Annotated in this window: 25 protein-coding genes; 6 read left to right on the top strand and 19 right to left on the bottom strand. The window is 38.7% G+C overall.

Annotation, left to right across the window (positions count from 1 at the left end):
• Window positions 1-43: 43 nt before the first annotated feature.
• Together rlmN and NSQ54_08440 are read right to left on the bottom strand one after the other, a co-directional pair.
• On the bottom strand, window positions 44-1,114 hold the full coding sequence (gene rlmN, locus NSQ54_08445) for a 23S rRNA (adenine(2503)-C(2))-methyltransferase RlmN (GenBank protein ID WYP28101.1): 1,071 nt from the start codon (window positions 1,112-1,114) through the stop codon (window positions 44-46).
• A gap of 128 nt (window positions 1,115-1,242) precedes the next feature.
• The gene (locus tag NSQ54_08440) at window positions 1,243-1,551 is read right to left on the bottom strand and encodes an antibiotic biosynthesis monooxygenase family protein (GenBank protein ID WYP28100.1); all 309 of its coding nucleotides are present in this window, start codon (window positions 1,549-1,551) and stop codon (window positions 1,243-1,245) included.
• A gap of 153 nt (window positions 1,552-1,704) precedes the next feature.
• Here NSQ54_08440 and NSQ54_08435 point away from each other — a divergent pair, with 153 nt between their 5' ends.
• Entirely contained in the window at window positions 1,705-2,664 is a 960-nt protein-coding gene (locus NSQ54_08435; GenBank protein ID WYP28099.1) for a nucleoside recognition domain-containing protein, read from the top strand.
• A 41-nt stretch (window positions 2,665-2,705) separates the two neighbouring features.
• Here NSQ54_08435 and NSQ54_08430 read toward each other — a convergent pair whose 3' ends face one another.
• The 4 genes from NSQ54_08430 to NSQ54_08415 all read right to left on the bottom strand — a co-directional run bounded on the left by NSQ54_08430 (window position 2,706) and on the right by NSQ54_08415 (window position 8,131).
• Entirely contained in the window at window positions 2,706-3,641 is a 936-nt protein-coding gene (locus NSQ54_08430) for an NADP-dependent oxidoreductase (GenBank protein WYP28098.1), read from the bottom strand.
• A gap of 70 nt (window positions 3,642-3,711) precedes the next feature.
• Window positions 3,712-5,736: a Na+/H+ antiporter gene (locus NSQ54_08425; GenBank protein WYP28097.1), complete on the bottom strand. Its 2,025-nt coding sequence runs from the start codon at window positions 5,734-5,736 to the stop codon at window positions 3,712-3,714.
• A gap of 283 nt (window positions 5,737-6,019) precedes the next feature.
• Window positions 6,020-7,381 (bottom strand): FAD-dependent oxidoreductase, encoded by a 1,362-nt coding sequence (locus NSQ54_08420; protein WYP28096.1) that lies wholly within the window; start codon window positions 7,379-7,381, stop codon window positions 6,020-6,022.
• Window positions 7,382-7,573: 192 nt separating this feature from the next.
• Window positions 7,574-8,131, bottom strand: coding sequence for an XRE family transcriptional regulator (locus NSQ54_08415; protein WYP28095.1), 558 nt, complete (start codon window positions 8,129-8,131; stop codon window positions 7,574-7,576).
• Between the two features lie 136 nt (window positions 8,132-8,267).
• On the opposite strand from NSQ54_08415, the gene NSQ54_08410 reads away from it, so the two are divergent.
• Together NSQ54_08410 and NSQ54_08405 are read left to right on the top strand one after the other, a co-directional pair.
• On the top strand, window positions 8,268-8,993 hold the full coding sequence (locus NSQ54_08410; protein ID WYP28094.1) for an AzlC family ABC transporter permease: 726 nt from the start codon (window positions 8,268-8,270) through the stop codon (window positions 8,991-8,993).
• On the top strand, window positions 8,990-9,310 hold the full coding sequence (locus tag NSQ54_08405) for an AzlD domain-containing protein (GenBank protein ID WYP28093.1): 321 nt from the start codon (window positions 8,990-8,992) through the stop codon (window positions 9,308-9,310). Before NSQ54_08410 ends, NSQ54_08405 begins: the two co-directional genes overlap by 4 nt.
• A 51-nt stretch (window positions 9,311-9,361) precedes the next feature.
• Here the strand turns inward: NSQ54_08405 and brnQ are convergent, their stop codons facing one another.
• The 3 genes from brnQ to NSQ54_08390 form a co-directional block, all read right to left on the bottom strand.
• The gene (brnQ, locus tag NSQ54_08400; protein WYP28092.1) at window positions 9,362-10,699 is read right to left on the bottom strand and encodes a branched-chain amino acid transport system II carrier protein; all 1,338 of its coding nucleotides are present in this window, start codon (window positions 10,697-10,699) and stop codon (window positions 9,362-9,364) included.
• Between the two features lie 325 nt (window positions 10,700-11,024).
• Window positions 11,025-11,933 carry a manganese catalase family protein gene (locus NSQ54_08395; protein ID WYP28091.1) on the bottom strand — a complete coding sequence of 303 codons (909 nt, stop codon included), beginning with the start codon at window positions 11,931-11,933 and terminating at the stop codon, window positions 11,025-11,027.
• Window positions 11,934-12,056: 123 nt separating this feature from the next.
• Window positions 12,057-12,224 carry a hypothetical protein gene (locus NSQ54_08390; protein ID WYP28090.1) on the bottom strand — a complete coding sequence of 56 codons (168 nt, stop codon included), beginning with the start codon at window positions 12,222-12,224 and terminating at the stop codon, window positions 12,057-12,059.
• A gap of 135 nt (window positions 12,225-12,359) precedes the next feature.
• Between NSQ54_08390 and NSQ54_08385 the strand changes: the two genes are divergently transcribed.
• A complete protein-coding gene (locus NSQ54_08385) occupies window positions 12,360-13,352 on the top strand; it encodes an SDR family oxidoreductase (GenBank protein ID WYP28089.1) in 993 nt (330 codons plus the stop codon).
• An 18-nt stretch (window positions 13,353-13,370) separates the two neighbouring features.
• Here the strand turns inward: NSQ54_08385 and NSQ54_08380 are convergent, their stop codons facing one another.
• The gene (locus NSQ54_08380) at window positions 13,371-13,841 is read right to left on the bottom strand and encodes an 8-oxo-dGTP diphosphatase (GenBank protein ID WYP28088.1); all 471 of its coding nucleotides are present in this window, start codon (window positions 13,839-13,841) and stop codon (window positions 13,371-13,373) included.
• 37 nt (window positions 13,842-13,878) lie between these two features.
• Window positions 13,879-14,382, bottom strand: coding sequence for an NUDIX domain-containing protein (locus tag NSQ54_08375; GenBank protein WYP28087.1), 504 nt, complete (start codon window positions 14,380-14,382; stop codon window positions 13,879-13,881).
• A 187-nt stretch (window positions 14,383-14,569) separates the two neighbouring features.
• Between NSQ54_08375 and NSQ54_08370 the strand changes: the two genes are divergently transcribed.
• Window positions 14,570-15,781 (top strand): GNAT family N-acetyltransferase, encoded by a 1,212-nt coding sequence (locus NSQ54_08370; protein ID WYP28086.1) that lies wholly within the window; start codon window positions 14,570-14,572, stop codon window positions 15,779-15,781.
• 18 nt (window positions 15,782-15,799) lie between these two features.
• Here the strand turns inward: NSQ54_08370 and NSQ54_08365 are convergent, their stop codons facing one another.
• The 7 genes from NSQ54_08365 to NSQ54_08335 form a co-directional block, all read right to left on the bottom strand.
• A complete protein-coding gene (locus NSQ54_08365) occupies window positions 15,800-16,357 on the bottom strand; it encodes a short-chain dehydrogenase (protein WYP28085.1) in 558 nt (185 codons plus the stop codon).
• A 464-nt stretch (window positions 16,358-16,821) separates the two neighbouring features.
• Complete coding sequence (locus tag NSQ54_08360) at window positions 16,822-17,229, bottom strand: hypothetical protein (protein WYP28084.1); 408 nt, start codon at window positions 17,227-17,229, stop codon at window positions 16,822-16,824.
• 16 nt (window positions 17,230-17,245) lie between these two features.
• Entirely contained in the window at window positions 17,246-17,998 is a 753-nt protein-coding gene (locus NSQ54_08355; protein WYP28083.1) for a phosphotransferase, read from the bottom strand.
• Window positions 17,999-18,039: 41 nt separating this feature from the next.
• Window positions 18,040-18,483, bottom strand: a complete 444-nt coding sequence (locus tag NSQ54_08350; protein WYP28082.1) for a pyridoxamine 5'-phosphate oxidase family protein — start codon at window positions 18,481-18,483, stop codon at window positions 18,040-18,042.
• Window positions 18,480-18,890: a cytidine deaminase gene (locus tag NSQ54_08345; protein WYP28081.1), complete on the bottom strand. Its 411-nt coding sequence runs from the start codon at window positions 18,888-18,890 to the stop codon at window positions 18,480-18,482. The genes NSQ54_08350 and NSQ54_08345 overlap by 4 nt, the downstream gene beginning before the upstream one ends.
• Before the next feature lie 16 nt (window positions 18,891-18,906).
• Window positions 18,907-19,329: an HIT family protein gene (locus NSQ54_08340; protein WYP28080.1), complete on the bottom strand. Its 423-nt coding sequence runs from the start codon at window positions 19,327-19,329 to the stop codon at window positions 18,907-18,909.
• A complete protein-coding gene (locus tag NSQ54_08335; GenBank protein ID WYP28079.1) occupies window positions 19,326-19,910 on the bottom strand; it encodes an AAA family ATPase in 585 nt (194 codons plus the stop codon). The genes NSQ54_08340 and NSQ54_08335 overlap by 4 nt, the downstream gene beginning before the upstream one ends.
• A 125-nt stretch (window positions 19,911-20,035) precedes the next feature.
• Here NSQ54_08335 and NSQ54_08330 point away from each other — a divergent pair, with 125 nt between their 5' ends.
• Complete coding sequence (locus tag NSQ54_08330; GenBank protein ID WYP28078.1) at window positions 20,036-20,413, top strand: hypothetical protein; 378 nt, start codon at window positions 20,036-20,038, stop codon at window positions 20,411-20,413.
• Between the two features lie 19 nt (window positions 20,414-20,432).
• Here the strand turns inward: NSQ54_08330 and NSQ54_08325 are convergent, their stop codons facing one another.
• Window positions 20,433-20,636 carry a hypothetical protein gene (locus tag NSQ54_08325; protein WYP28077.1) on the bottom strand — a complete coding sequence of 68 codons (204 nt, stop codon included), beginning with the start codon at window positions 20,634-20,636 and terminating at the stop codon, window positions 20,433-20,435.
• Between the last annotated feature and the right edge of the window lie 193 nt (window positions 20,637-20,829).

Genomic DNA, 20,829 nt, shown 5'->3' with positions numbered 1-20,829 from the left:
TTTGTTAATTATTAGTTTTGTTTCAGGCTCATTTTCTATATACTTACTTTACTTTTTCTTTTTTCTTTTCTTGCTTACTTCTTAACTGACCACATGCAGCGTCAATATCTGCCCCTTGTTCAAGACGAACACCACAGTTGATTCCTTTTTTCTTTAATGTATCAAAGAATTCAGAGATCGCTTCTGGAGTACTGCGTTGATAATCTCCATGCTCATCTACTGGGTTGTAAGGAATCAAATTCACATAGGACAGGTGACGCTTATCACCAATCAACTCAGCTAATTGAAGAGCCTCTGCTTTATGGTCGTTCACATCACGAATTAAGATATACTCATAGGTGACGCGACGATTTGTTTTTTCAAGGTAGTAATCAATCGAATCCATAAGCTTCTCAATTGGGAAGGCTTTATTGATCTTCATGATTTTTGTACGTAGTTCATTGTTCGGTGCATGAAGTGATACAGCTAAATTCACTTGAAGTTTAAGATCTGCAAATTCATAAATCTTGTTTGCAAGTCCACTAGTTGAAACCGTAATGTGACGAGCACCGATCGCAAGTCCTTTATGGTCTTTTACTACTTCAAGGAAGTCTACCGTGTTTTGGAAGTTATCGAATGGCTCACCAATTCCCATTACAACGATATGGCTTACACGTTCATCCTGCCCTTTCGTATCAAGGTGCAGCTGTACATTCATAATTTGTTCTACGATTTCCCCACTTGTTAAATCACGGTTTTTCGTTAGAAGTCCACTTGCACAGAAGCTACATCCAATGTTACAGCCTACTTGAGTTGTTACACAAACAGACAGACCGTATTTGTGTCTCATTAAGACTGTTTCAATTAAATTTCCGTCCTGTAAACGGAATAAGAACTTGATTGTGCCGTCTTTGGATTCTTGACGCACGTGTTCTGTAAGTGTTTGGATGGAGAAGTTCTCTTCAAGAACATCAATACACTCTTTATTGACATTGTTCATCTCAGAAAATTGAGTGACACGCTTTCTGTATAACCAATCCCACACTTGAGACGCACGGAATTTCTTGTGACCATGTTCCAGTAACCAAGCCGTTAATTGATCTAATGTTAATCCATAGATGGATGGTTTATTCATTTTATACCCTCATTTCAGTTCTCATTTACACATTTATTTAAAGGATCACTACATATCATCGTAACAACCATTTATTATAGCATGCATATAAGCAAAAATCCAGAAGCTTGATAGCTTCTGGATTTATTTCATGATTCATTTTCAGAATGACTTGAGTGAGCCACCGTATAGGCTTGTAGTTCATTTGAAGGTGCAGCAGGCTTGTCGCTACTTCCCTTTTGCTGATGGGCTCGTTTAAATGCGTCACTCTCTAGCCAATTTTCGTAGTCTTTTTTTGATTCCCATTTTGTAAAGACTACTTGTTTTCCATCATCCTTTTCATTGTCTAAGAACAGAAATTCCAAACACCCTGGTACACGCTTCATATTTTCTGCAGACTTACCAAATCGTTCTGTCAGCATCGCTTTTCGTTCACTTGGGACATGTAGCTCATTCATAACAACGTACATCCTGACTCACCCTTTCAACTTTTACTACCTTAACTATAAACAGGTTTGTCCTAAAAAGAAAAGTGATTATTTTGTGATTTATTTAACTTATATCATGTATAATGAGTTTGGTAAATTAACGTACGGAAGGATAGGATTTTTATGTTAAAAAGAGGGCTTATGTCTGGCCTGTCGACTACTTGGACATTGAGTAAGGTTATTTTTCCGATCACTTTATTTATTACAATTCTAAGTTACACACCAGTTCTCCATTGGCTTGCTTCTCTTATCTCCCCACTCATGAGCTTGATTGGACTAACTGGTGAAGCTGCCATTCCTTTAGTGATCGGGAACGCCCTCAATCTCTATGCTGGGATCGGTGCCATTCTTAGTTTAGATTTAACTGTAAAAGAAGTGTTTATTTTAGCCATTATGCTTTCATTTTCTCACAATTTATTTGTGGAATCCGCAGTAGCTGCAAAGGTTGGGTTAAGAATTCCAATCATTCTCGCCGTCAGAGTTGGGCTTGCCTTAGTGTCAGCTTTTGTTATCAATCTTGTCTGGCAAGGTGGTGGTGAACAGGCTGTCTATGGATTTGGTTCCACTGGGGCAACTGAAGCATCTGTAGCAGCTGAACCATCCGGCTGGCTTGCGATCCTGGGCGAAGGTATTCTTGCTGGTGTAACTGGAATTGCACAGCTTGCGCTCATTGTGATCCCACTTATGCTTATTGTTCAAATTATGCGCGAGAAAAATTGGCTGAAGTTGATTGCGAACGGTCTTGCTCCTCTTACTAAACTAATTGGAGTTGATAAGAACACATCTGTTACGTTAGCATCCGGTTTGTCTATCGGTCTTGCGTACGGTGCTGGTGTGATGATTGACGCGGTGAAAGAAGATAAAGTGAAGAAAAAGGACCTTTATATTGTCTTTATCTTTTTAGTCGCTTGTCATGCGGTTGTAGAGGATACATTAGTCTTTCTAATTTTAGGTATCCCTGTTTGGCCGCTTCTTGTGATTCGATTAACTGCAGCATTAGTGTTAACCATTGCGATTTCTCGTATCTGGAACTCCTACGATAAAAAAAGATCAAAGCAGCATGAAGAATCGTTTGCACATTAAAAAAGGTAGAGCGCATCGTTGCGCTCTACCTTTTTTCTTAGTTAAAACGTAATGACAATCTTACCGACAGCATGGTGCGTTTCGCTTAATGCATGGGCATCGTATATACCTTGTCTACCAAACAGGAATGTAGATCCTACAATAGACTTCACTTTTTTCTCATCTAGTAAGTCAGCTATTTTTTGCAGCTGCTCTCCGTCCGGCTGAAGCCAAATGCCCTTTGCTGTTACGTTATGAGCTGAAGCTGCGTCATGATCTGGTTCTCCTACAATCGTAATGAGTTTCCCCGTGTTTGGTTTAAGGACTTTGTAGCTTTTATCAGCTACTTCTCCGCCCATTGTATCAAAAACAAGGTCTACATCTGACACGACTTCTTCAAAATTTTCTTTTTTGTAATCAATGACTTGATCGGCACCTAATGAGTAAAGGAGCTCATGATTCTTCTCACTTGCAGTCGTGATTACTTTTGCTCCAGCTTGTTTAGCTAGTTGAATGGCGTAAATCCCTACCCCACCGGCACCAGCATGAATTAGGACCGTTTCACCCTCTGACAACGAACCATGCGTAAACAACGCTTGCCACGCGGTTAATCCTGCTAAAGGGACGGCCGCAGCCTCCTCAAAAGAGATGGAATCCGGAATGGCTGCAAGTAGATGTTCATCCACAGCAGTGTACTCGGCATAGGTACCAAAACGCGTTGTATCCGGTCTAGCAAAGACCTTGTCTCCAGCCTTCCATTTTGTTACGTGTTCTCCTACCTCTGTGATAACGCCTGCTGCATCCCAGCCTAAAATGATTGGGAACTCCCAATCAAACATTTCTTTTAAATAACCTTCTCTAAGCTTCCAATCAATTGGATTAATGGATGTAGCTTTTAGTTCGACCACCACTTGATTCCCTTCAGGAATAGGCTTTTGTACTTCCTGTTCAACGAGCTTGTCCTTACTTCCATACTCATTAATGACAACAGCTTTCATAAATGAAAACACTCCTTTAACAAACGAACTACGTATACTATTCCCGATTCATTTAAAATCAAGCATGTGTTTAATGATTGGCTGGTGTCTGTGCGTTTTCAGCAACAGCAGCTTCTACGTAATTCAAGTATTTTCTTAGCTGTTGTGTGGTTTCCCTAGATGTGCTGTTTTCTTGAAATAACTCTTGTGTGAAGCGACGCATCTCTTCCATCACTTGATAATGAAGGTCTAATACTTGATGTTCTAAGACTGGATCAAGATCCGTCTCACTCATTCGAATTAACACTTTTTCGTAAAGGGGGATCAACCTTGATGAAGCGATATAACTATCATCAGATTTTAATCCTTTTTGTAATTCAAATATGATTTCCGCATAGATCTCACTCATAATCGCTCGAACTTGTTTCGTATCATTCTGACCTAAATTATTTCGTTTTGTTCCAGGAAATACTCGCTGAGCCAAGCCCTTCAACCGAATCGCAAATAATGAGAGTCCTGACTTGTTTCGAAGTAGTTCTTCAACCATTTGCAGGCGCAGTTGCAGGTACTCTACTACTGGTTCGCTTAACTCTTCATTTTTCTTAAGTTCTTTTACAAGCAAATTACGCTCAATTTGGAAAGCTTTTAAGCGAATTTGATGCTCTTTTTTATTTCGGCTAAATTCTCTAGCCCCTAATCCGCCATACATCATATCACCAGAAGTCACTGAGTATTCCTTAGATAATCTACGGACAGCTAAACGATTTTCACTTGTACGAAGCTTTTGAAGGTATGCTTTTCCTTCTTCCCATGCACGGTTAGCAGCATCCTCGAAGCTTAATTGTTTTTGATCTACATTATTTCCTGATGTTTGCTTGGAAAGTATCGGTAGAAAAACACTTGCAATGATTAGCGTAAGTAAAATGGTTCCTGCAGCTAAAAAGATAATGAGATCTCTTTCTGGAAAAGGTGCCCCACCTGAAATCACAAAAGGTATAGAAAATGCACCAGCTAATGTAACTGCACCACGAACACCTGAAACGGTAAGTGTGGCAATCGCACGATACTTCGGCAAATCACTTTCTTTAAACGTGAGTAGTGGCTTAATCTTCTTCCAGAAAGCCGTTAACCAAACAAATCGCAGAGCTAACAGAACAACCGTTATAGCGAATATGTAACCTAAAACTTGTCCATTTGCTAAATTCGGATCCTCAATTATCACACGGCTCGCATCAGGAACCTGGAGTCCAAGCAGAACAAAGACAAGCCCATTTAAAATATACAGAATAACGGACCATGTATTATCCGATACCTTTTGAAGTTCAAGCGTACGTGATTCAGACCTCTCTCTTTCAATGGCATGAATGACACCAGCTGCCACAACAGCTAAAATCCCTGAAAAGCCTAACTCTTCAGCTAAAATATAAATAATAAAAGGTGTCATGATTTGGATGAGCATATGAACTGTAATATCCTCCAGACCAAATCTCCGCAATAATACTTTGATCCAAATGATAAACAGCGCAAAAACCGCACCTGAGACAAGTCCTCCTAGCGAGATAAGAAGGAAGCTTCCTGTAGCTTGGTAAATAGAAAAGAAGCCTGTCACCGTAGCTGCTACTGCAAATTTAAAAGCAACTAATCCAGACGCATCATTCATAAGACCTTCGCCTTCAAGCAGCCTCATAATTCCTTTAGGCATATGCATACGACTGGCAATTGAACCAACGGCTACAACATCTGTTGGTGAAAGAATTGCGGCAAGGGCAAAAGCAGCTGGTAGCGGAATCGAAGGAATTAAAAAGTGGATAAAGGTTCCTCCAACAACAACTGTTGCAAACACCAGTCCAAGAGCCAACAAAAGAATGGGTCTTCTTAACTTCCACAGTTCATCTCGTGGCGTTACTTTTCCATCGTTAAATAATAATGGCGCAATAAATAATACAAAAAATAATTCGGGCTCAAGCGGTATATGCAATCCCGAAGGACTAATCGATATGATGACACCAATTGCTATTTGAACCAGAGGAAGTGGAACCGCCGGAACAAACCGTTGAATAACATTCGATAATCCAATAATAAAAAATAACAATAAGACCGTAAACATGACATCCATTTCAATCCAACCCTTCACTTAAGAACAATCATCACACTAGGTAGTATGAGACAAATTTAATCCTATCATAAATATGATTTAAATTCCTTTTGACATACTTTAAATAAAAAATTGGGCGGGATATATTATTAATGTAGCGAGTAAAACACGAATATAGCAAATAATCCGCTACAGGAGAATCCCTCCGCTCGTTCAATTAAAATCACGAAAGGCGAATGATTCTGCACTCGAATCATTCGCCAATTTCTAGTTTATTTCTTTCTCCCAGTTTCTTATGGAGCAGTTAAACGAAAACCGCTGCCTGTCGCTCTTGATCTAGTGCTTGTAAAGCCGCTTTGTTAAGATAATTCCAAGGCTGATTGTAATGAGGCTGGAAAAAGAAATCAACAAAGGCCAGGTCTTCAATTGTCATATTCTGCTGGATGCAAGCGGATAATGTGTTCATCGCTTGGGTTAAATCCACTTTGGACATAATTTGCGCTCCCACTAAACGAAGTGTTTCAGCCCCATATACTAATTTTAATTTTACATCCTCAGCTGTAGGCATAAAATCAGGGCGATACGCTTCATCAATTGTGATTGTTTTCACATTCAATCCGAAAAAGAAAGCATTAGCTTCAGTCACTCCCGTTGAAGCCATATTCAAATCATAAAGCTTTAACCCTGAAGTTCCTTGCGTTCCTCGATACTTAATCGTTGGACCTGATATATTATGTGCAACTAACGTACCCATCCGCACGGCATTTGTAGCAAGCGGAATGTAAGCATGTGTCTTTGCAGGATTATAATACACGGCACAACTATCCCCTGCTCCATAGATATCCGGATGGCTTGTTTGCATATAATCATTCACAATTAAAGCGCCATTTGGTAACATATCTACTTTACCTTTTAATAGATCCGTTTTCGGCTTAAATCCAACACACAGTAACACTAGATCTGCCTCGTATGTGCCTTCTGAGGTAATGACTGACTGGACTTTTCCTTCCGCGTCTCCTACAAATTGCTCTACAGTTTCATTAAGAGCTAGGTTTACTCCATGTTCACTAAGTTCTTGCTCAATAACCTCAGTGAATTCGGCGTCCAAATATTTATTTAGTACTCGATCTGCGCCTTCAATAAAAGTTACGTGTTTCCCGAATGCTTCAAACGCTTCTACTAATTCAACACCGATATATCCAGCACCAATGACTGCAATATTTGTCGCATTTTCAGCTTTTTTTATGATTTCTTTTGCTTGATGATAATTTTTTGCAAGCTGAATATTTTGTAGGCCTACTCCAGTGATAGGCGGGATAATTGGAGATGAGCCTGTAGCCATGACCAGTTTATCAAAATGATCCTCTACCATACGATCCGATTCGATATCACGAACCCTTACTTTCTTCGCCTCTGTATCAATGCTGAGAACCTCATGCTTCATTTTCATTGTTACTCCAATTTTTTCAAGCTCTTCCGGTGAAGAATAGAAAAGATCGTCCGCTTGTTTTACAACACCACCAACATGAAGTGCAATTCCGCATGATAAAAATGAAACATTATCATTTCGTTCATATACAATAACCTCAGCGTCCGGGTGAAGCTTCTTCATATTTGTAACAGCTGCTGTTCCAGCATGTGTGCATCCAATAACAAGTACTCTCATGTTCCATTCCTCCAATAAAATTAGTATGTGAAATAATGAGCATATAATTGTTCAGTATTTCACAAAAGAGTTTTTATTATGCTCTTCTCTGTGTTTCTGTATATAGATTATCACATTGTGAAATGATGAGCAAGTAGTATTTTAAGATATAATCAAAAAAACTCTGCTTATCCTTTGAGCAGAGTTTTCTTCCTACATACTAGGATAATAGATCGTTACACTTAATTTAGCCATCACTTTACCAGTATTAAGATATGTATGAGGGCGATCTGCTCTAAAACGAATGGAATCACCTGTCCGTAAAACATACGTCTGTTCATTCACAGTAATGGTTGTTTCGCCTTCATAAACGGTGATATATTCCTCTGTTCCATCCTTGTGAGCAGAGGATACGTTTTTCCCGCCTTTATCAATTTCTAGGCGATACACTTCAAATCGCTTTTCCTCATGAAAAGGAAAAATCGGAAACACACGATATCGTCCTTCATCCTCCGTAGCAGCTCTTACGTCTTCTCGTAGGATCACTTTGCTTTCAGGCTGCGGATTATCAATTAATGAAGAAAAGGATACTTTAAGTCCGTTCGCAATTTTCCAGATCGTTGTTATGGTTGGACTTGAATCTCCACGTTCAATTTGACCAATCATTGTTTTACTAACTCCACTTAACTGCGAGAGTTTTTCTAGGCTTAATTTTTCTTTTTCCCTAATTGTCTTTAAGTTTCTAGCAAGAATGAATTGGATTTCCTCCATTTTTTCTCCTTTCAATCTATACAATATAACGTTCATTGTGTATTATATATAGAACGGTCGTTATCTTACCCTTTATGATCATTATACTACACGAATGTTCAATTTCACACCTAAGATCGTTGGAAAGGAAGTAGAAATGGCTATTGAAAAAGCATCTCCTTATGTACTTGAGTCAAACACGTATGTACAAGGTGTTAAAGACTGTATTCCTACTTTGTTTGGTTACATGAGTGTTGGCCTGGCTTTTGGAATTGTCGGCACAGCTTCTGGCTTAAGTGTTTGGCAGCTCGCCCTTTTATCTATTTTTGTTTATGCTGGGGCAGCCCAATTCATCATCTGTGCTCTAATTGTTGCGCAAGCTCCAATCTCCGCCATTATTCTTACAACCTTCATCGTAAATTTAAGGCACTTACTATTATGTTTAACATTAGCTCCTCAATTCAGGAAGCACTCATTGCTAAAAAATATTGGGATTGGTGCATTAATTACAGATGAAACGTTTGGAGTTGCATCAACAAAAGCTGCCAAAGATCACTCTTTGCAAGATAAGTGGATGAATGGACTAAATATTACAGCTTATTTATGCTGGACGCTCGTCACGATTATCGGAGCGCTGTTTGGCCAGTGGATTACAAACCCCGAAGCGCTCGGATTAGATTTCGCACTAGCTGCCATGTTTGTAGCGCTTCTTATTTTACAACTTAACGCAGTGACACAATCTAAGTTCACACATTATTTAAAGATCGTACTATGTGTGGCGATTTTAATGATTGGGCTTAGTCTGTTTATTCCTTCACACATTGCTGTGCTTTTATCGACAGTAATTGCAGCTACAATTGGGGTGGTGACTGAACCATCATGAATGCTTACTTTTTCTGGATCATTATCGGTTGTGCACTCGTCACACTACTACCTAGAATCCTTCCGTTTATTTTCGTGCGACAGTTTGAATTACCTGACCCTTTTTTACGGTGGCTTACCTATATCCCTGTATGTATCTTAACTGCATTAGTTATGGATGAACTCCTTTTAGACAGTGAATTTGGCGCTGTCCATATCAACGCAACAGCAGTTATGGCAATTGTTCCTACGCTTATTGTTGCTCTTACTACAAAAAGTTTATCTTTTACCGTACTTACAGGTGTGATAGCTATGGCGGTTATTCGGTTATTTGTATAGTAGTTATATAAAAAAAGAACCATTCCTTATCTGGAATGGTTCTTCTCTAACTTAATTTTCAACAAACTGTCTTTTACCACCTGCAAGGAAGCTCAATACGTATCCAACAATTCCTCCAACAATAGCAGGTATTACCCAACCTAAACCTAGACTATAAAATGGAAGGAAGCTCTCAAAAAATCGATGAATGAATGAGATCGATAATCCGGCCTGCTCTAAGCCGTCAAATATACTCACAATTAACGTAAAGAGAATGGTTCCTTGATAGACCAAGCGACTACCTTTAAATAATGGATGTAAAAAGGTTAAAAAGATAAGCACAATGGCAACAGGATAAATCACAGTCATTACCGGTACTGAGATCGCAATTAATTGCGTTAGACCTACGTTCGCTACAACCATACTAAAAGCAGATAAAATCACCGCAAATTTCTTATATGAAATAGATGGGAATAGCTTATTAAAATAGGTGGAGCATGACGTGATCAGACCAACACTTGTTGTCAAACAAGCAACAGTTATCATCAAGCCAAGTAGAATCGCTCCATATTCACCAAAATAAATCGCTGAGACCTGCGCTAAAACAGTTCCCCCATTATCCGCATATCCAATTCTCTCTACGCTTGAAGCACCAAGGAATGAAAAAGAAGTATAGAGTACAATTAAGATCACTGCCGCAATTCCTGCTGCTTTTAAACAAACAGCCATCATTTGTTTCTTTGTACTTGCACCTTTTTGTTTAATCGCTTGGATAATCATAATTCCGAATACGAATGAAGCGAGCGTATCCATTGTCAAATATCCTTCTTGGAACCCTTTGAAGAAAGGTTGTGTAATATAAGGTCCTACGGGAGCTTGAAAGCTTCCGAGTGGATTAACAATGGCAACAACCACTAAGATTCCGATAAAAACTAATTTAATAGGAGTTAGTATTTTTCCGACTATATCAATAATTTTATCTGGATTCAGAGAAATCAAACAAGTTAAAGCAAAGAATAACAGGGTAAAGATGATTAAACCAACACTTGCCATACTCTCGGGCAAATAAGGTTTGACACCCACTTCAAATGAAACCCCACCGGTTCTCGGTATCGCAAAAAATGGTCCTATGGATAAGTAAAGAATGGTCGTAAAAATCAATGCAAACGTTGGATGAATTCGACTTGCTAAAGCCTGAAGATCTTCCTTACCAGAAAATCCAAACGCTAAAACACCCAATAGTGGCAACCCTACACCTGTAACTAAAAAGCCTGCATTTGCCGTCCATAAAGACTCACCAGCTGACTGACCAAGCATGGCTGGAAAAATCAAATTTCCTGCACCGAAAAATAATGCAAATAACATTAAACCAATGACAATCGTAAATGAAAATGGAACTTTATTAGACACCAAAAAAACTCCTAATCTTATGCTATTCGACAATCTTCGTAAGTTTGTCCGCCAATCAGTATAAAAGAAATTCAGACTAATTGCTACATTTAAAAAGTTTCCAACAAGTTTAAGATTTTATACAATAAATCTAGATCTAGTTAAACACGAACATTTAAATGAATGAGTGACGGAGCTAATTACGATAAACTCTCTCGTACCATGAATTGTTCGTTTCTAACTCTCACAAAAAACACGAAACCCGGATGTCCTCATGTGAGAATCATACGGGTTTCGTGTGTTGAATCTTTTTTTATTTATTTTTCAGCAAAAACAATGTAAACCCTTACCTGATGCCTGCTTCATATTGCAGTCGTTTTGATAATTCTCTGAATTGCTCTTCATCAAATCCTGGTGCGAACTCTTCGGGTACCTGATCCAGATCTGGTATCTCAGCGCCTTCCGGAGTTCCATCCACAACTTCCAATTGACCCTCTGGACCAATCGGTGTTGGACCTGTCCAAATTCGGTCTAATAATTTATAATCATCGTCACTAAAGCGATACAGCTTACGGTGTTCACCTAATGCCTCATATTTTCTTGCATGATCAAACTTACTATTATCCAGATTTGGGACAGGGAGCATTTTCATCATGTTGACTCCTGTGACCTCTTCAAGGGCTCTCGCATAGGCTACAGCATGTACACTTCCTCGAACCAATAAGTATCCAACTAGTTCTCTTGCTGTTTCATTCTCTGTCATTTGATAGACACGCATCTTATGTGTTCGTGCTCCACACTCTAAGTAAAAATTGTGCAACAGATCATTTACAAGGTTTCCACTTGAAAAAACGTTGTCGCCTGTCCAAGGCTTCCCAGTAGAATCTGCTGGAATGGCATTCTGTCCACCGAGTACAAAGTTAAACTTGTTTCCAAGTCCAAGTGCGGCTCCGAGTGGGGTATCGTCAGGATTTGTACTTCCGTTTCCAACAGACCCATCAAGACAAAGATTGATCGTATTGGATACGAGCTCAACATGGCCGAATTCCTCTGCCGTGATACTCGCAATTAATTCATAGAAAGGTCTTAGTTTCTTCTTACTTCTAAAGTTAAACGATTGAAACATGTAATTGTTCAGCGTCGACATCTCACCAAATCTTCCACCTAACAGTTCTTGTACAACCCCTGCTGATTCTGGGTCCGGCTGATCCAGTTTCGGTAAATCAATCTGAAGTTTGTCAATCCGTTTAAACAAATAAAAACCTCCTATAAAATAGAATCTCTCCTCCTCTTCCCGTTATTCCCCACTTAAAACATGAATGTTCAGTGAATTCACAAAAAAAGAAGAATGTCTTATTCGACATTCTTCTCTTATCCCTCATACAACAGGATATTCAGGCTCAATACGCGGATTTGCATAATAAGGAGGTCTTGGGCCAATTTTCGGTAAGCTGAATGTCGATTCTGCAAATTGTACTTGAACCTCCTCATCTGATTGGTTAATGAGTAAAAGTGTTATGTCTGGATAGATGACAACTGGATTCATCACATGTCCCCCTTTTTAATACCCTATTCATGTATCGTCACAACAGAGACTGTCCTTTTTTTCAAAACAAAAAATGCACGGGTACATCCGCCCTTACATACGCTGAAAGGAGTAAAATGAGTAGGAGGTTTATCTATGAGTAAAAGAGAAATGCCAGAACAACCAACACCAGAAGAGCTGGATTATATTAAAAGAATGCAAGACTGGTTTGAAGAGCATAAGCAAACAGATCCTTACCCCATCTATCCTCAGTATGGAACCATTACGCGCTACGAAGAGGTTCCATTAAGTAATCCAGAGCAGCGTCAACTCAGGCAGCCTGGGCTTGAGGGGCTAATGGTTCCTAAGCCAATCATTGAAAACCCTAACTATGTAGGAAGTGGAAAGTTGAAAGGAAAAGTTGCGCTTATTACTGGTGGAGACAGTGGGATTGGCGCTGCAGCAGCGATTGCCTTTGCAAAGGAAGGCGCAAATGTTGCCATTTCGTACTTAGATGAAGAGGAAGATGCCCAAAGAACCAAGAAGCGAATTGAGCACTTTAATCAAGAATGTCTTTTGCTCCCTGGAGATGTACGTGATAAGGCGCACTGTGCCAAAATCGTTGAGGATACCGTAGCGAAGTTTGGGCAGCTAGATATACTGGTGAATAATGTAGGCATCCAGTTTCAGCAACTAGACTTAATGGATATAACGGATGAACAGTTTGATGATACGTTTAAAGTAAATATCTACTCTCATTTTTACACTACACGAGCAGCACTCCCCCATCTGAAAGCGGGAAGTTCTATTATTGGTACCGCCTCCGTTGTAACGTATGCGGGACAGCCACAGCTAATCGATTATACTGCCACAAAGGGAGCCATGGTCGGCTGGACTCGTTCTCTTGCGAAGAATCTCGCTGATAAACGCATTCGAGTAAATGCCGTAGCCCCAGGAAGAATATGGACCCCTCTTATTCCCGCGAGTTTCTCAGCAGATCAAAACGCATTACATGGTGGAAACCTGTTTGATCGAGTCGGCCAGCCGTTTGAGCTTGCACCCACTTATGTTTACTTAGCCTCCGATGATTCAAGGCTTGTGACAGCTCAAGTGCTACATGTGGATGCTGGTGAATCAACTCATTCGTAGTTTTTAAATGTATATTTTTTATAGAGCTTTAATTGTTTCTTTTATTAATTCATCCTTCTCTTCATTATAAATGGAATGGATTTCAAATGTGCCGGGCTTAAAGAACAATTCCAGCCTTCGCTTAAACCAATCTTGCATCGGTAAGTTGAAGGCTTCTTCTATTGAAACCCAGTGCAAGTCTCCTTCAGGTGGATTTTCTAATAACTCACCTTCAAAGGATGTGGAGAGATAATTAAAGACCATATACCGCGTTCCTTTATCAGGATCTGAATGCTCCTCAAGACCTTTGTATTCTAAATCACGAACGTGCAACCCAGTTTCTTCCCAAACCTCACGAATAGCTCCCTCGGTTAAACTTTCTGGGAAATCTACTTTCCCACCTGGACCAATGTAGCCCGGAAAGCCCAGCTTATCTGGGCGATTGATAAGAAGAATTTCCTTTTTTTCATTTTGAACAATACATAATGTATAGAGCTTTACGTCTGACATTAGATCACCTTACTTTTAACGTTATGTTTTTATGATGTTAATGTTCCCAGTCTTCTAGAATACTCCAATTCATTGCAGGCTGACCATTCTCCTTACACATAGATCCAACGTAAATAGACTCTGACTGCTGGTGCGATTTGTAATGAGCAATCAGCTCCCTTGTAGTCTCAGATACCTCGTTTAGATTGAGATTAGAAAAAGACACCCATTCCACTGTTCCCTCTTCGCTACTTACTAGAGGCGAATGGGTAGAAACTTTTCCAAAAAAGACGTACTGAACTCTTACATCATGTAACCCTTTGATTCTATGAATGATATATCTCAAATGAAGATGTTCAATTTGATCTTTATGTAAGCCTGTTTCTTCATCAATCTCACGATAACAGCTACGTAGAGGCTCATTTATTTCAACCGGTTCCATATGGCCTCCTACAGGTACTAAGTAGCCTGGTAAAAATGTGGCGTTATCTTTTTTTCTTAAGAACAAAACCTCTTGATATTCATTTATAAGAAAGGCTACAGCCATTGGTCTAAGAATCATAGGCTTCTCATCTCCTAGTTAGTCGAGAGATCATCAGTATTAAACATTCGACAAATTCTCTGTTATTCCTTCTTGTCCTTGGAACCTCGTCTCATAATGTTGTTTCTATATTCCATCCATTCAAAAGGATTTTTGTTACATTTTATGTTACATTAAATGAAACGGATAAAAAAGGACAGTGAAATGTATGTCAAAGCAGGAGATAAAGCGTTCGTTGGATATTCGATCATTGAATGTTCAACACGTGGACCAATCTGCCGAATTATTAACCTATGTTTTTCAAGTAACAAATCAGGATCTTGCTCAAATTCAAGGACAACATCCAATGCAATGGAAAAAACCTGTGCTTGAACAGTGTGATGGTCTTGGATGGTTTGCTGGGGAGAAGCTAGTCTCACAATTAGTTATTTATCCTTTCGATGTGAATATTCATGGGAAAGCATTTAAGATGGGCGGCGTAACAGGAGTTGGAACGTATCCTGAGTACGCAGGACTTGGACTCATGAATGACTTAATGAAACAAGGTCTTAAAAACATGAGAGATGCCGGGCAACACATTTCGTATCTCTTCCCTTACTCCATTCCTTACTACAGAAAAAAAGGCTGGGAAATTATCTCTGATGTCATCACCTATAAAGTAAGAGATACACAAATTCCGAAGCCTTATGAAGTCGCTGGGCGAATGGAACGCGTGAAGTGGGATCACCCAGATATCAAACAAGCATATGATCAATTCTCGCGAAAAGAAAATGCAGCGATGATTCGGAACGATTTAGCCTGGGATGAGCATTTCCGTTGGGAACGCGAGGAGCTCTCCGCTTGTGTCTACTACAACGAACATCATGAACCGACCGGATACATGTATTACAAAGTGGAGAATGAAACCTTCTATGTACGTGAAATGATCTTTAATAATGAAGATGCAAGAAGAGGATTGTGGAACTTTATTGGAGCGCACTTCTCTATGGTTTATTATGTTGAAGGGAAAATCTTCCAAAATGAACCATTGTCCTTTTTTTTAGAGGATGGCGAGATAGAAGAAAAGATTTCTCCTTACTATATGGCGAGAATCGTTGATGCGAAGGAGTTCTTATTGGAATTTCCGTTTACAAATCAACCTAAATCCGGCTTCACACTTGAATTAACCGATCCGATACTTGAATGGAACAATGGAACGTTCTCATTTGAGTGGGACAACAAAAACAAACTAACCGAATCAAAAGAGCAACAGGAGCATGTGATCAAGACAGATATTCAAACGTTGTGTACGATGCTACTCAACTATAAAAAAGCATCCCATTTAAAAGAGGTTGGGCGTCTTTCTGCTTCAGAGGAAGCCATTCAGTTCTTAGAACAGATTATTCCAAATAATGAGCCTTGGTTCTCGGACTATTTTTAAATCATTAAAGCATTTGCTTTAATGATTTTTTCTATAATGCGGACGCTTTTCCCATGGGGATAGAACTCCAATGATTGTTGATTCTGCATCCTCTTGAATTGCTGCAATAACTCCTTTAGAGATTTCTGAGTGAGTCAGCCATCTTGAGTGTGCCCCGTTATATTGAAAACCTAAGATGACTTCGCGGTATAAACAATTTGCAGGCACAGGCAAGGGGTTATTTTTTAATGCATGAGTGCTTCCTTTTATATGAAATAAACGATAAGGAATATGCTGATGTTGTTCGATTGTAGTTAAAACAGATGGAAGTGCATCAGGAGCTGTTCCACTATGTACCCAGGCAATGATGTAGTCAAAGGGCGCTCTTGTATGAATCTGTTCAATGGTATTTATAAGTTTCTCCGTGTCTTGGTAATCTACTTCATGAAAAGTAAATTGGGACTTGTGGTTTTTAATTAATTCATGAGCCTTTCTTTTATCTCGTCCAATAACACTCAAGTGTTCAAAATGCCCATCCAGCCAACTCGTTGCTACTGTTAGCATTCCAGTTCCACCAATGCTTAGAGCATGTGTCATTCAACCACATCCTTCCTAAAGATTTACACTACCCTACTCTCTTTTGGCATTTTTTCTTATTTCTCACTTTTCGACAAACATTACATCAATCCTTCCATTATAATAAATGGAATAGTATATGGAGGTGAACCGTATCTTTTATAAATTTTCCATACCAATCGGCTTATGTTTGATGCTCGCAACTTTTTCGCTTATTATGACTTGGTATGTAGGGACGGAATTACGTTTTAGTTTACAAAGATTTGACAAGATCATTGCCCCAAGTGACGTTTCACATCTGGAATACATTCACTACGCATTTGATCGGCACTTTTTCCCCTACCCTTTCTTATTTGCTAGTGCAAGTCTAATGGCTTTCTTTTTACTCCTTCTTGCCGTATTTGTTTACATAAGAACACACAAAAAAGTAGCTGGATGATTGAAGCAAATCAATCGACTAGCTACTTTTTTTACATGCCAAATGATTAAGAGCGGTTTATTCCAATAATATAAGAGTCGATTTCAATTATCTTTGACTTTGAACCAGCACTTTTAAAGAGAAAGGTTGTTGAAAAATCGATTTCATTAGTATCTTCCAGCTTAACTGTTCCACTGACAGATCCTAATTTCCCATGTGTAATAATTGTTTTTAGAGTCAGCGTGTTAAGTTGTTCTAACGAGAACGATTTAATCTTATGTACAACGTTTTCTTTTCCTTTTATCTGCCTATCGCCTATCAGATTCCATTGTACTTCTTCTTCGATGCTTTCAATAAAAATCTCCAGATTCCCCTCAATTAACGACTGAAAAATCTCCTTCAATCTTACTGTTTTAGGTGAATTCCCACAATCGTTTGGATAGATGAATGAAATCCCTGGTTGGTCGCTTGACATATACTTGCTCTCCTTTTCACGAAAGAAATGACTCTACATATTGCACCAATCGCTTTGAATCCTCTGTCTGAACATGTTCAGATAAGCGAGCTGCCGCAATGATTGGCAACCATTGCAAAATTTCCTCTTTAGTCTTACCACTTCGGTCACAATAAATCTCTAGGTATAACTCAGCTAGCTCTATTGAATGCTGTGTATACAAAAGATACGAACGACATACATCGGCGCGTGAATCTCCCATGGAAGCATCAATCCAATCAATAATTGCAATTTCTTTAGTAGAGGTTTTTATTAGATTAAACAAATGAAAATCCCCATGACAGAGCGTATCTCCATTAAAAACAGAGTTCATGAGTAAAAGACAATCTTTTTTCTGTGCTGTACTTAGTAAAGGAGCCTCGTAAATTTGTCTTGTTAACTTATCACTCATTTTTTCTAACGACTTAGTGCTTGTAATCTGGTGAATAGCCCTTTGAACGTCTATAGATTGTTCAAGATAACTTCTTACCTGTTCATCATTCTCTTGAAAAAGCTCACCGAGTGTCGTCCCTTCTATGTATTCCATGATTATCGCTTGTTTTCCTTCTACCTCACTCAGTTCGATTACTTCAGGGACATAGAGACTTGTCTGGAAAACGATTCTTTGCTTAGTCGCTTCATATTTAACATATTTTGCATCCAGATTTTGATTAAACACCTTAACCATTTGCCCATTAACTTTATACATGGTTGCAGTGTTTCCTTTAGCGATCGGTTTTCCTAAATTCATATGGCCTCCTCAGATGAAAGATTCAAATGCGGTACATGAAATTATTTAATAAGTTGATACGACTGATCTCTTACGACAACTGAATTTGGGGTAAAACAAATGAGTAACCAGTCAGAGTCACCTAAAACCGCTTTAAATCTAGGATCCCAGTGTTTTTCGTGTCCCATGTATTTTTTAAATAACCTCTTTGCTCTATCCTCTTGATGAGATTGGAGCTCGGCTTTTCCACGTAACCCTACGTGATGAACAAGTCCAGTCTCTCGATTAAAATCTACAATACCTACTGCGCAATTAGGTTCCTTTTCAATACGTCTTGTAAATGAATTAGATTGGTAGCTTCCCAGAATCCATATCCTTTCATTCTCCCACAAAAACCATACTGGTGAATCACGTGGTTCGTTCTTCTCTACCGTGGATAAATGTGCAAAAAGAGGGCGAGATAGGATTTCTTCTAACATGTCATTTGAGCCATTTACTAGATTCATACCTGATCTCCTGTATAAGCTTTTCTCCAGTGATAAGGTTGAACGATGGAGAGAGCTTTAAACTCTAAGTCCAACTCAGGCTTTGTAACCGCCACTCGCACCTCATCTCCCCAATAAAAGAGTCTTTCCTGGCAGACGCCACAGGGAGTTAGAACCTTTGGTTTCGCGCTCTCATCTTCTCGAGCTAAGCAAATAGAATGTGTTACGCGCTTATTCCATTTATGAGCCTCAAGAATAGCACCCGTTTCTATACATAATTCTGTACTTGCATTAATTACTTCAGGGGCTACACTTGTTAGGATCGTTCCATCCTCCAGTGCCAAAGCAGCAGCTCCTCCCCAACCTGTTGGATAACGAGTGTTAAGTAGTTCATTCGCAGCATGATAAAGTTGCTCTTCAATATTCATGTTCTTACCTCCAAACTTACATCTCACTTAATGCTTTCTTTAATTGGTTTTTAATCGTTACAAATTGCTGCTTAAGATGCTCATTATCAAACGGCTCATCAGAATAAAACGTAGCAAACGATTGATCTATAAAGCGCGGAACAACATGCAAATGAAAATGTGTTAATTCACTAAACACGCCTCCATTTTGACAAATAGTTATTCCATCAGGTTTGTATAACAATTTTAGAATCTTAGAAATGTTCATAGACGCTTTTAAAATCGATTGAGCAGTCGCTTCATCTAGTTCGTCTAGATCTTCCACATGATTTTTTGGAAGAATTAATGTGTGACCTGCGTTGAATGGGTCATGATCTAAGAAACAACTAATTAAATCGTTCTCATAAATTAAGTGAATAGGTTCTTTTTTATTTGCTAATCGACAGCCTAAACAGTTCATTCGGAACACCCTGTTTTTAAATACAGTTGATTCTCCGAAATGATCTTTCTAGCAGCCTCTTCCGCACTAATATTTGTCACATCCAAGCGAAAATAATAGGGTTCTTTTATTTCGCCCGGTAATGAGTTCAGCCGGTGCTTTTGATTACTTGTTAAAAGCTCCTCTTCACTTTGCTTCAGATCTCTTTTTGAAGGCTTTTTAGCCAGACGGTTCTCTGATTGGTTTCGTCGTAAGCGTTCCTCAAGTGTCGTTTCAAGCTCTACAAACAAAACGTCAACTCCAGAATCCGTAAAAATACGTTTGAATCGCTCTACTTCTTTAGAATCTTCCTTATGATCGAGCGCCCATACAAATGTGAAGATTAATCCCTTGTTATCTTGCTGAGCAACCATTTCACGAAAGATATCTTTCCGTAATTGATTGGACAGTTCAAATGTTTTTTTCGTCCATCCTAAAAAAGGAGCTATGGCATCTAAAGTCATGTGATTGAATAATAATGGTAAATCCAGTTCCTTTGATAGAATTTCACCAATTGTCATCTTACCAACAGCTTGTGGGCCGAATAAAAAAATGACCTTCATCTGTATCTCCTCCACAACTATTATGTATAATCTATATATTACCATTTATACAGTCTCTTATGGGAAGTAGCACAGATGATATTAATTGAAGGATTACACTTTGTTAGTAGAGGAGAAATGAGTTCATGCTAGAAGTGATGATTCATTATGGAAAGAGTGGATTTAATGGAGTTATTACAGTTTATTTTTTCATTTATATAGCCATTTCTTTTCCGGTAATCTACCTTATTTATAAGATGGCTAAAGACAAAATATATCTTTTTGCTCCTCCAGTCATTCTTTTTGTTCTTTACTTTGTGATGGAGGCAAATGGAAGGTCCAAGTTTGCTAAATATACCGATGAGTTATCAAGATATGGTGAGGTACCAGATACAATGTCGGGGCATGGCTCTACACTTTTACTATTTGCTTTTTTGATTTCTCCTCTTATATTAACAACACTTGTTTGGAGCATTTTCTTTTTTATTATGAGTAAAAGAAAGAAGAATGAACGACTTCTATAACATAAGAATATCTTTATGTTCATGTTATTCTCTTTGCTATCTTTTCTAACAAGCCAGTTTGAGTCATGTAATTTAAGACTTGCATTGATAATACTAGACCAAGTAACACACATATTGGGAGTTCAATAGGAAAACCAACAATATCATGCAAAAATAAAGGAACTAAATATCCTCCTACTACGCCAAAAAACATAAATGCAATCATTAAAAGAAAACTCTTCATCCTGACACTCCTTACATATCCTTTATCTTATCGGTAATAACATAAGACCATACCATAAATTTTTTTTGGTTTGTATTTCATAGGAAACAACCTTTCTTTCTATAACTAAAAGATGAGTCTAGAGCTTAGATTTAGAGAAGATCTTCTACAAGACCTCTCTTAAACCCTTTTAAATGGCAACCATTCTTCACCA

The sequence above is a fragment of the Alkalihalobacillus sp. FSL W8-0930 genome, from assembly GCA_037965595.1.
Classification (GTDB): Bacteria; Bacillota; Bacilli; order Bacillales; family Bacillaceae_D; genus Alkalicoccobacillus.
The sequence above is the reverse complement of the archived record's forward strand: the minus strand, read 5'-3'. Positions and strand labels throughout refer to the sequence as shown.